The sequence below is a fragment of the Actinomadura sp. NBRC 104425 genome (genome assembly GCF_030269545.1).
GTDB classification, from domain to species: domain Bacteria; phylum Actinomycetota; class Actinomycetes; order Streptosporangiales; family Streptosporangiaceae; genus Spirillospora; species Spirillospora keratinilytica.
Map to the genome: position 1 here is coordinate 591644 of NZ_BSTN01000002.1, position 9377 is coordinate 601020.

At 72.4% G+C, this 9377-nt stretch carries 6 protein-coding genes and 1 rRNA gene; all 7 read left to right on the forward strand.

Translation table 11 applies throughout. The features are described from left to right. Positions 1 to 23 precede the first annotated feature (23 nt). Entirely contained in the window at positions 24 to 1193 is a 1170-nt protein-coding gene (locus tag QSK22_RS05775; RefSeq protein WP_285492932.1) for an acetylornithine transaminase, read from the forward strand. A 3-nt stretch (positions 1194 to 1196) separates the two neighbouring features. Beyond that, positions 1197 to 2108 (forward strand): ornithine carbamoyltransferase, encoded by a 912-nt coding sequence (gene argF / locus QSK22_RS05780; RefSeq protein ID WP_285492891.1) that lies wholly within the window; start codon positions 1197 to 1199, stop codon positions 2106 to 2108. Positions 2109 to 2110: 2 nt separating this feature from the next. Next, on the forward strand, positions 2111 to 2623 hold the full coding sequence (locus QSK22_RS05785; protein ID WP_285492892.1) for an arginine repressor: 513 nt from the start codon (positions 2111 to 2113) through the stop codon (positions 2621 to 2623). A 200-nt stretch (positions 2624 to 2823) separates the two neighbouring features. Further along, a complete protein-coding gene (gene argH / locus QSK22_RS05790) occupies positions 2824 to 4245 on the forward strand; it encodes an argininosuccinate lyase (protein ID WP_285492893.1) in 1422 nt (473 codons plus the stop codon). Between the two features lie 87 nt (positions 4246 to 4332). Continuing rightward, the gene (locus tag QSK22_RS05795; RefSeq protein ID WP_285492894.1) at positions 4333 to 4971 is read left to right on the forward strand and encodes a DNA-3-methyladenine glycosylase; all 639 of its coding nucleotides are present in this window, start codon (positions 4333 to 4335) and stop codon (positions 4969 to 4971) included. Between the two features lie 165 nt (positions 4972 to 5136). Beyond that, positions 5137 to 6414: a tyrosine--tRNA ligase gene (gene tyrS, locus QSK22_RS05800; RefSeq protein WP_285492895.1), complete on the forward strand. Its 1278-nt coding sequence runs from the start codon at positions 5137 to 5139 to the stop codon at positions 6412 to 6414. A gap of 2855 nt (positions 6415 to 9269) precedes the next feature. Further along, a 16S ribosomal RNA gene (locus QSK22_RS05810) occupies positions 9270 to 9377 on the forward strand; the annotation flags it as partial.

The window sequence follows — 9377 nt, forward strand, 5'->3', positions numbered from 1 at the left end:
GAAAGCGGTTCGAGGCCGCCTTCATGCCCAACTACGGCGTGCCCCCGCTGGCGCTGGCGCGCGGCGAGGGCAGCCGCGTGTGGGACGCCGACGGCAACGCCTACCTCGACCTGATCGCGGGCATCGCCGTCAGCTCCCTGGGCCACGGCCACCCCGCCCTGGTCGAGGCGGTCACCGCGCAGGTCGCGCGGCTGGCCCACTCCTCCAACCTGTTCCTGCACGAGCCGGAGGTGCTGCTGGCCGAGCGGCTGCGCGGCCTGCTCGGCGGCGACGGCCGGGTGTTCTTCGCCAACAGCGGCACCGAGGCCAACGAATGCGCGCTCAAAATCGCCGTCAAGCACGGCGGGGCGCACGGCCGCACCTACCTCGTCGCCACCGAGAACGGGTTTCACGGCCGCACCATGGGCGCGCTGGCGCTGACCGGAAAGGCGTCCATCCGCGAGCCGTTCGGGCCGTTCGGCTGGGACGTGCGGTTCGTCCCCTACGGCGACGCCGAAGCCCTGGAGGCCGCCGTCACCGCCGAGTGCGCGGCGGTGTTCCTGGAGCCCGCCCAGGGCGAGGCGGGGGTCGTCCCGCCGCCCGAGGGCTACTTCGCCGAGGCGCGGCGGATCTGCGACGCCGCCGGCGCGCTGCTGGTGGCCGACGAGATCCAGTCGGGGATCGGCCGCACCGGCGCCTGGTTCGCCCACCAGCACGACGGCGTCCGCCCCGACGTGCTCACCCTCGCCAAGGGCCTGGGCGGCGGCCTGCCGATCGGCGCGTGCATCGCCCTCGGCCCCTACGGCGAGGTGTTCGCCAAGGGCGACCACGGCTCCACCTTCGGCGGCAACCCCGTCAGCGCCGCCGCCGCCCTGGCCGTCCTGGACACCATCGAACGCGACGGCCTGCTCGCCAACGCCGCCGAGGTCGGCAAGGTGCTGGCCGACGGCATCGCGGCGGTCTCCCACCCGCTGCTGGCGGGCGTGCGCGGCCGCGGCCTGTGGCTGGGCGTGGTGCTGAGCGCCCCGGTCGCCGCCGCCGTGGAGGCCGCCGCCCGCGACGCCGGCTTCCTGGTCAACGCCGTGCAGCCGGACGCGGTGCGCCTGGCCCCGCCCCTGATCCTCACCGTCGGCGAGGCGCGGTCGTTCGTCGACGCGCTCCCGGCGATCCTCGATGCGGCCACCGAGGCCGCACCCGCCGGTAAGGAGAACTGACCGATGGTCCGGCACTTCCTGCGCGACGACGACCTGACCCCCGCCGAGCAGGCCGAGGTCCTGGACCTGGCCGCCGAGCTCAAGCGCGACCGGTTCGCCCGCCGCCCCCTGGAGGGCCCGCGGTCGGTGGCGGTGCTGTTCGACAAGCCGTCCACCCGCACCCGCGTGTCGTTCGCCGTCGGCATCGCCGAGCTGGGCGGCCATGCCCTGATCATGGACGCCGGCGCCAGCCAGCTCGGCCGCGGCGAGCCCATCGCCGACACCGCCCGCGTGCTGGAACGGCAGGTCAGCGCGATCGTGTGGCGCACCTCCGGGCAGGAGCGCATCGAGGAGATGGCCGACGGCACCACCGTGCCCGTCGTCAACGCCCTCACCGACCGGTTCCACCCCTGCCAGGTGCTGGCCGACCTGCAGACCGTCAAGGAGGCCAAGGGCTCCCTCGCCGGCCTCACCCTCGCCTACTTTGGCGACGGCGCCAACAACATGGCCCACTCCTACCTGCTGGGCGGCGCCACCGCCGGCCTGCACGTGCGGATCGCCGCGCCCGAGCAGCTCCCGCCGGACCCCGCCGTCGTCGAACGCGCCACCGAGATCGCCGCGGCCACCGGCGGGTCGGTCACCGTCACCGCCGACGCCAAGCGCGCCGCCGCCGGCGCCGACGTGCTGGCCACCGACACGTGGGTGTCCATGGGCCAGGAGGGCAAGGACACCTCCGCCTACGAGCCGTACGCGATCGACGAGGCCCTGCTCGCCCAGGCCGCCCCCGACGCCTGCGTGCTGCACTGCCTGCCCGCCTACCGCGGCAAGGAGATCTCCGCCGCCGTCCTGGACGGGCCGCACAGCGTGGTGTGGGACGAGGCCGAGAACCGCCTGCACGCCCAGAAGGCCCTGCTCACCTGGCTGCTGGAGCACTGACCATGACCACCCCGCTCACCAAGACCGCCCGCCAGGCCCGGGTGGTCGAGCTGCTCACCCGGCACCCCGTGCACTCCCAGGCGGAGCTGGCCAAGCTGCTGGCCGACGAGGGCGTCGAGGTCACGCAGGCGACGCTGTCGCGCGACCTGGTGGAGATCGGGGCGGTCAAGCTGCGCGCCCAGGACGGCAGCCTCATCTACGCGGTGCCCGGCGAGGGCGGCGAGCGCATCCGCCGCGCCGCCACCGGCACCGAGACCTTCACCGGGCGGCTCGCCCGGGTGGCCGCCGAACTGCTGGTGTCCGCCGAGGCCTCGGCCAACCTGGTGGTCCTGCGCACCCCGGCGGGCGCCGCGCAGTACCTGGCCTCGGCGATCGACCACGCCGAGTGGCCCACCATCCTCGGGACGGTCGCCGGCGACGACACCGTCCTGGTGATCGCCCGCGACCCGGACGGCGGTGAGGAGGTCGCCCAGGCCCTGCTGCGCCTGACGAACGGACGCGACCGACGAGCCTAGGGACCCCAGCGCCCCCCCCGCACGAGCACCTGACCGCGTCCGGCCGGGACCGGGCCCGCATGGGACGGGGCATGCCGCCCTCACCGGCGCAGTGGTCGTACGCTGATGCGGGACATCCCGCGTGCCCCGGCCCGAGACGGCCCGGGGGCAGCCGACGCGGTGGCCAGAAACTCAGCCATGACGGTGGGAAGAGGATTTTCGTGACCAAGGCACCGACGCGACTGTGGGGCGGACGGTTCGAGGGCGGTCCGTCGGACGCGCTCGCGCGGCTCTCGGTGAGCGTCCAGTTCGACTGGCGGCTGGCCCCCTACGACCTCATGGGGTCGCGCGCGCACGCCCGCGTGCTCAACCGGGCGGGCCTGCTCACCGACGAGGAACTCGACCGCATGCTCGGCGCGCTGGACGACCTGGAGCGGGCGTGCCGGTCCGGCGAGTTCCGGCCCACCGTCGCCGACGAGGACGTCCACACGGCGCTGGAACGCGGCCTGCTGGAGCGCCTCGGCACCCTCGGCGGCAAGCTGCGCGCCGGCCGCAGCCGCAACGACCAGGTCGCCACCGACCTGCGCCTGTACCTGCGCGACCACGTCCGGCAGATCGTGCACCGGCTGGTCGAGCTGGAGAACGCGCTGATCGGCCAGGCCGAGCGCAACCTGGGCGTGGCCGCGCCCGGCATGACCCACCTGCAGCACGCCCAGCCCGTGCTGTTCTCCCACCAGCTGCTGGCGCACGTGCAGCCGCTGACCCGCGACATCGACCGGCTGCGCGACTGGGACCGGCGCGCCGCCGTCTCCCCGCTCGGCTCGGGCGCCCTGGCCGGCTCGTCGCTGCCGCTGGACCCGCAGGCCACCGCCGAGGAACTGGGCTTCGACTCCGCCGCGCCCAACTCCATGGACGCCGTCGCCGACCGCGACTTCGTCGCCGAGTTCCTGTTCGCCGCCGCGCTGATCGGGGTGCACCTGTCGCGGCTGGGCGAGGAGATCTGCCTGTGGGCCTCGCAGGAGTTCCGCTGGATCGAGATGGACGACACCTACGCCACCGGGTCGTCCATCATGCCGCAGAAGAAGAACCCCGACGTCGCCGAGCTGGCCCGCGGCAAGGCCGGACGGCTCATCGGCCACCTGGTGGGCCTGCTCACCACCCTCAAGGGCCTGCCCCTCACCTACAACCGCGACCTGCAGGAGGACAAGGAGGGCGCCTTCGACGCCGTCGAGACCCTGCTGCTGGTCCTGCCCGCGATGTCCGGGCTGATCGCCACGATGCGGGTCAACACCGAGCGGCTGGAGGCCACCGCGCCCGACGGGTTCGCCCTGGCCACCGACCTGGCCGAGCTGCTGGTGCGGCGCGGCGTCCCGTTCCGCGAGGCGCACGAGGTCGTCGGCCACCTGGTGGTGTGGTGCCAGGTCAACGACAAGGACTTCGGCGACCTCACCGACGAGGACCTGGCCAAGGTGTCGCCGCACCTCACCCCGGACGTGCGGGAGGTCCTGGACGTCCAGGGGGCGCTGGCGTCCCGCAAGGCCTACGGCGGCACCGCCCCCGACCGGGTCCGCGAGCAGCTGACCGCGCTGCGCACTCTCGTCAACGAGCACGCCGCATGGGCCGCGGGCCCCGACGAGAGCTGACCCCCTCGCCGCCCCGCAGGCGGTACGGTGGCAGGCCGACGCGCACCCCGGGCGCCCCAGGCGCCCGGGCGGCATCACGGTGAGGTCATGGACGAGGTTCTGCTGTCACGGGACTTCTTCGACCGCCCGGTCGAAGAAGTCGCACCCGACCTGCTCGGACGCGTGCTCGCGCACCGCACGGACGAGGGCGAGGTCGCGGTGCGGCTCACCGAGGTGGAGGCGTACGCGGGCCCCCTGGACCCCGCCTCCCACGCCTACCGGGGGATGACGCCCCGCACCGCGGTGATGTTCGGCCCGCCCGGGCACGCCTACGTGTACTTCACCTACGGCATGCACTTCTGCGTCAACCTGGTGTGCGGCCCGGACGGCACCGCCTCGGCCGTCCTGCTGCGCGCCGGCCGGATCGTCGCGGGCGAGGACCTGGCGCGCCTGCGCCGCCCGCGGTCGACCGTCCGGGACCTGGCCCGCGGCCCCGCGCGGCTCTGCCAGGCCCTGGCCATCGCCCGCGAGCAGAACGGCCTGGACGCCTGCTCGCCCGGCGGACGGCTGCGGATCCTGGCGGGGGACGGCCCCGTCGACCCGTCCTCGGTGCGGACGGGCCCGCGCGTCGGCGTGAACGGCGGCAAGGAGACCCCGTGGCGCTTCTGGATCGACGGCGACCCCACCGTCTCCCCCTACCGCCCCCACGTCCCGCGCCGCCGTTCGGCGCCCACCGCCCGCGCCTGACCCGCGCGGGGCATCCGAGGAGGCCACGGCCGGTGCGCGCAGCCCCCTCGGGCGGTGAAATCAATGAAGCATCAGCCGTGTTGAAGCCGTAGGGTATCCAGGTGCCCGGGCTCCGCCGCCGGCGGTCCGGCATCGAGATCGACGAATCCGAGAACGAGGAAGAACGTGACCGACATCCTGAACGATCTGGCGTGGCGCGACCTGATCGCGCAGTCCACCGATCTGGATGACCTGCGGACGCTGCTCGCCGCGGGGCCGGTCACGCTGTATTGCGGGTTCGATCCGACCGCGCCGTCGCTGCACCTGGGCAACCTCATCCAGCTCCTCACCCTGCGGCGCTTCCAGCAGGCCGGGCACCGGCCGATCGGGCTGGTCGGCGGCGCCACCGGGCTGATCGGCGACCCCAGCGGCAAGAGCGCCGAACGCGTCCTGAACTCCGAGGAGACCGTCGCCGGCTGGGTGGAGCGCATCCGCGGCCAGGTGGCCCGGTTCCTGGACTTCGACGAGGGCCCGACCGGCGCCCTCATGGTCAGCAACCTCGACTGGGCCGGCCCGATGAGCGCGATCGAGTTCCTGCGCGACATCGGCAAGCACTTCCCGGTCAACCGGATGCTGGCCCGCGAGACCGTCCGCAAGCGCCTGGACACCACGGGCATGAGCTACACCGAGTTCAGCTACGTGCTGCTGCAGGCGATGGACTACCTGGAGCTGTACCGCCGGTACGGCTGCCGCCTGCAGACCGGCGGCAGCGACCAGTGGGGCAACCTCACCGCCGGCGTCGACCTCATCCGGCGCGTCGAGGGCGGCACCGCGCACGCCTTGACCACCCCGCTGCTGACCAAGGCCGACGGCAGCAAGTTCGGCAAGACCGCCGGCGGCGAGACCTACTGGCTCGACCCCGAGCTGACCTCGCCGTACGCCTTCTACCAGTTCTGGATCAACGCCGACGACCGGGACGTGGAGCGCTACCTGAAGGTCTTCAGCTTCCGCCCCCGGGAGGAGATCGAGGACCTGGTCAAGCAGGGCGCCGAACGGCCCGCCGCCCGCATCCCGCAGCGCGCGCTCGCCGAGGAGGTCACCACCCTGGTGCACGGTGCCGAGGAGTGCGCCCGCGTGATCGCCGCGTCCCGGGCCCTGTTCGGCCAGGGCGAGCTGCGGGACCTGGACGAGCGGACCCTGCAGGCGGCCCTGGCCGAGGTCCCGCGCGCCGAGGTCCGGCCCGGCGAACTGCCGCCGGTGGCCGACCTGCTCGCCTCCTCCGGCCTGTGCAAGAGCAAGTCCGAGGCCCGCCGCACGATCACCCAGGGCGGCGCGTACCTCAACAACACCAAGGTCGAGGCCGAGGACGCCGTCCCGTCCCCCGACGACCTGCTGCACGGCCGCTTCCTGGTCCTGCGCCGAGGCAAGCGCAACATCGGCGGCGTGGAGGTCGTCCACCCCTGACCCCGGCACGGTCTGCGGCCGCCCGCTTGGTTGCGGGCGGCCGCAGACCCACCCGGTGACAAAGGGCCACGCCGCCGGCACCCGCAAGGCCGCGGCCGTGAAGGTCAGCGGACGCGTCACCGCGCGCACACCCTCGCTGACGAGCGAGCCGCCCGTACCGAACAGCCCACCACCCATGCCCACCAGACGGCGAGCGCATGGGCGCATCAGGAGCGTCGTCGGCGCCGGGCCCCGACGACGAGCCGACCTCCCATAAGCGCGTCTCGCGCCTGGCGGTGGGGGTCGGTGACCTGGTCAGCTGCGATCGGCTTGGCCGCGAATGCTTGATCACATGAGGTGTTGGGCCGGGGTCGCGACGGGGGGTGAGCCGAGTGCCGCGAGTGTGTTGAGGGCTTGGTGGTGGAGATGCGCGGGTCGGCAGGTTGCAGTCGACATGGCGGCCGGGCCTGATCACGTGCGTCGGTGCGTGTTTTCTGGTGCGACGGGGTGCGGGCACGCAGGTCTCCGTACCGGCGGCGCCTCAAGTGTCCGGCGGGTGGCGTGGCCTCGCATGTGCTGGCCTGGTGGTGAGCGCGATGGGCGCATTTGAGGGTGCGACGTTGGGTGGCTGTGGGTGAGCCGAGTGCCGCGAGTGTGTTGAGGGCTTGGTGGTGGAGATGCGCGGGTCGGCAGGTTGCAGTCGACATGGCGGCCGGGCCTGATCACGTGCGTCGGTGCGTGTTTTCTGGTGCGACGGGGTGCGGGCACGCAGGTCTCCGTACCGGCGGCGCCTCAAGTGTCCGGCGGGTGGCGTGGCCTCGCATGTGCTGGCCTGGTGGTGAGCGCGATGGGCGCATTTGAGGGTGCGACGTTGGGTGGCTGTGGGTGAGCCGAGTGCCGCGAGTGTGTTGAGGGCTTGGTGGTGGAGATGCGCGGGTCGGCAGGTTGCAGTCGACATGGCGGCCGGGCCTGATCACATGTGTCGGTGCGTGTCTTCTGGTGCGGCGGGTGCGGGCCGGGCGCTCGGCGTGGCTGCGTGTGCCGTGCCGTCGCATGTGCCGGTCAGACGGCGAGCACATAGGACGGTCTGAAACGGCGCGGAGTTGGGCCACCGTGCGGCGAGCCGGCGGGCGCAAGCGCGTCCATGGGCTTGGCGGCGGAGATCGGCGGCCCGGTCAGCGGCGAGCAGCGTGACCGCCCAGGCTTGATCGCGCGCGTTGCGGCCCGAGGTCGGTGCCGTGCCGCGCATACGCCGACCAGATGGTGAGCACATGGGGTGCATCAGGAGGGGCCTGGCGTCAGGGCACCGCGGAGCTGAGGGGCGCAAGCGCATTTCCAGCGTGGCAGTGGGAGAACGGCTGCCAGGGCAGAGGTGATCATACAAGGCGGCCAAGGCCTGATCGCACGCGTCTGGGCGAGCACGTTCGTGGATGTGCGAGGTGCCCGTACCGTGCGTCCCGCCTGATCGGCGATCGCCGTGCCGTCGCACGTACCGGCCGGACGACAGAGAGCACATGGGACGCGGGAGAGGCGGCACGGCCGTCAGGCCATTAGCGGCGAAGCAGCAAGCGTGTTCCGGCCTGGCAGCGAAGCAGGGTGTGGCCAGCCGCGATCAGCTTGGCCGCCTGTGCTTGATCACACGGGTTGTGGGCTGGGGTGCGCTTTCGCCGAAGGCTGCGGGCGCATGAGGTGGTCGTGCCGTGTGTTCCGCATGGCTGGCGGTGCCGTCCTGCGCATGCGCAGAGCAGACGGCGAGCGCCTGGAGCGCATCAGTAGGGGCATGGCGTAAGGCCACCGTGCGGCGAGCCGGGCGTCGCAAGTGCGTTTCGGGCCTGGCGGTGGACGTCGGCCCGGCCAGCCGTGATCAGCATGGTGGCCAGGCCTTGATCGCACGCGTCTGTATGCGGGCAATGTTCGTTGATGTGCACGGCTCGCTTCTGCTCCGGCGCCAACGCTCGCCCAGCCAGAGGCCGGCACGGCGCTCGCACCGGGCATGGTCGGAGGGGAGGAGGCGCGGCCGGTCCGGGCAGCGCTGCTCGGCGCAGTACTCCTCGTACATCACGATGTTGTCCAGCACCTCCCGGGTGTCGCCGCAGACACGGCCGAGGATGTTTAGCCGGCAGCACCAGGTCGTGGTTGCGCGCCAGCAGGCTCACCCGGAAGGCGACCGGCCGTCCAGCGTCGCGGTGGCCGGAATGCCGCCTCGCCGACGGACCGTCTACTGGCCCGGCCGGCATCGGGGACGGTGCCGAGCTACCCCTCGTCCCGCGAGGGCGGGCGCGGCCCGCGCGGGCTGATTTGACGACTCCGTCGGACCTCCCTAATCTTCTTCCTGCCCCGAGGGGATGCGGGACGCCGGACAGCACGGCGGACGGCCCCGGGGAACCTTCTCCCAGCGGGAAAACGATTCGGAGTCTGGTTCGGGTCGTTGTGGTCTGGGGGGACCAGTCTGGACGGGATGCGGGACATCGCGTGTGCGGTGGCCGGCCCGCGGGACTCCTCCGTAAGTGATCTTTTGGGCGATCTTGGTCGTCCGGGTGGTCGGTGTGCGGAGGCCGGGCTGGGTCTGGAGACCGGATCGGATGGTCTGGGTTGACAGGCGGGAAGGTTCCGGTAGCATGGAAGGGTTGCCCCGGAGTCGGGGCCTGCGAGAGCGGGTTCCGCGCGGTGGGTGTCCGTTTCTTGAGAACTCAACAGCGTGTTAAAAGCCAGTGCCTTTTAGTCGGCTGGACGTTCGACGTCTGGCCGCCCCTGTTAGCCCTGGGACTGTTGGTTTCGGGGTGGGGTTTCTTTGAGGCAGGCAGTCCCTTCTGGGGCTGTCGTGCTGGGATTTCTCTTGAGGTTTGGCCTGCCACGGTGTGGTGGGTGTTTGGACCTTGATGGAGAGTTTGATCCTGGCTCAGGACGAACGCTGGCGGCGTGCTTAACACATGCAAGTCGAGCGGAAAGGCCCCTTCGGGGGTACTCGAGCGGCGAACGGGTGA

What these genes read in the sequence shown, in the direction of transcription:
- QSK22_RS05775 (WP_285492932.1), top strand. Translation starts at nt 24, where the DNA reads ATGCCCAACTACGGCGTGCCCCCGCTGGCGCTGGCGCGCGGCGAGGGC.
- argF (WP_285492891.1), top strand. Translation starts at nt 1,197, where the DNA reads ATGGTCCGGCACTTCCTGCGCGACGACGACCTGACCCCCGCCGAGCAG.
- QSK22_RS05785 (WP_285492892.1), top strand. Translation starts at nt 2,111, where the DNA reads ATGACCACCCCGCTCACCAAGACCGCCCGCCAGGCCCGGGTGGTCGAG.
- QSK22_RS05795 (WP_285492894.1), top strand. Translation starts at nt 4,333, where the DNA reads ATGGACGAGGTTCTGCTGTCACGGGACTTCTTCGACCGCCCGGTCGAA.